2 protein-coding genes are annotated in these 1,549 nt (G+C 61.9%); both read right to left on the bottom strand.

Going from position 1 to position 1,549, the window contains the following annotated elements; genetic code table 11:
• Positions 1–71: 71 nt before the first annotated feature.
• Positions 72–1,268, bottom strand: coding sequence for an ABC transporter substrate-binding protein (locus tag JHD07_RS04740; protein ID WP_291619497.1), 1,197 nt, complete (start codon positions 1,266–1,268; stop codon positions 72–74).
• Positions 1,269–1,284: 16 nt separating this feature from the next.
• A partial coding sequence (locus tag JHD07_RS04735) for an alpha/beta hydrolase (protein ID WP_291619495.1) occupies positions 1,285–1,549 on the bottom strand: 265 nt, incomplete at its 5' end.

Raw genomic sequence — 1,549 nt, 5'->3', positions numbered from 1 at the left:
AACCAGACATTCCTTAACGCTCCTCGAAGTTAGGCAGCCGGCCGGGACTCGATCCCGGCCGGCCGGCGCAGTTACTTTACCAGCGGGCAGCCGCCTTCGCTCATGGGACGAAACACCTCTTCGCCCGGCTTCGAGCTGACAACCCGGTAATAGTCGAACTTGTACTTGGACTCCTCCGGCTTCTTCACCTGTACCAGATGCATCATGTGCAGCACGCGCCCGTCCGGGCGGACCGCAACGTCCTTGTTGTACATGTCGTTGACCTTCAGCTCGTGCATCTTGGCGGCAACGGCCGTTGCATCGGTGGTACCGGCCGCCTTCACGGCTGCGAGGTAATGATGGACACCGCTGTAGACGCCGGCCTGCACCATGCTCGCGACCTTGCCGTCCATCAGCGCCGCGTAGCGCTTCGACCAGGCGCGGGTCTGCTCGTTGAGATCCCAGTAGAACGAGGTCGTCACCTGCAGGCCTTGGGTGACCTTCAGGCCGAGCGAATTCACGTCGGTGATGAAGACCAGCAGGCCGGCGAGCTTCTGGCCACCCTCGACGATGCCGAACTCACCCGCCTGCTTGATCGCGGTCTGCACGTCCGCGCCCGACGTCGCAAGGCCAACCACGTCTGCCTTCGATCCCTGCGCCTGCAGCAGAAAGGACGCAAAGTCCGCAGTGCCGAGCGGATGCGCAGCCGAGCCGATCACCTTGCCGCCGGCGGCCTCGATGAACTTCGTCGCATCGCGCTGAAGCGCGTGGCCGAAGGCGTAGTCGGCCGTCACGAAATACCAGGTCTTGCCGCCGGCCCGAGTGACCGCGTCGCTGGTCAGCTTCGACAGCGCATAGGTGTCGTAGTTGAAGTGGAAGCTGACCGGCGAGCAGGACTTTCCAGTGAAATCCGACGAGCCCGGACCCGAAATGACGAAAATCTTGTTCTTCTGCTTCGCGACTTCCAGAATGGCAAAGCCGGCCGAGGAGGCTGCGCCGTCCGCGATCATGTCGACGCCCTCATTGTCGAACCATTTGCGCGCAGTCGCCGATGCGATGTCCGGCTTGTTCTGATGGTCGGCCGAAACGATCTCGATCTTCTTGCCGAGCAGTTCGTTGCCGAAATCTTCCGCTGCCAGCTTGGCAGCAGCGACCGAGCCGCGCCCGCCATTGTCGGCGAACACGCCGGATTGGTCGTTGAGCACGCCGATCCTGATCACATTGTCGGCCGCGGTCACGCTGCCCGTTTGTGCAGCCAGAACGGCCGCGATCATCCAACGCAACTTCATAACATATGCCTCCCTTTTACGACTTGTGCTTATCGAGGATGTCCTGCAGCACCGGCGCGATGTAGCGGCGGAACTGCACGGGGTTTTCGCTCATCGGAAAATGACCGAGCCGCTCCATCACGATGGCTTTCGCGCCGGGAATGTTGGCGGCGGTCCGCAGCGTGTCCTCCGGCGTGCAGGAGAAATCGTACTCGCCGGTCAGCAGATAAAGCGGGCACGCATTGACGTCGATGCTGCCGGTACGTCCGCGCAGATCGCCATCGACGCGATAAAAATAGAGA

The sequence above is a fragment of the Bradyrhizobium sp. genome, from assembly GCF_016462955.1.
GTDB lineage: Bacteria > Pseudomonadota > Alphaproteobacteria > Rhizobiales > Xanthobacteraceae > Bradyrhizobium.
Note: the sequence above shows the minus strand (reverse complement) of the source record. Positions and strands in the feature narration are given on the sequence as shown.

Excerpts from the sequence above, each read along its gene's own strand:
- JHD07_RS04740 (WP_291619497.1), bottom strand. The coding sequence starts at position 1,268 with ATGAAGTTGCGTTGGATGATCGCGGCCGTTCTGGCTGCACAAACGGGC.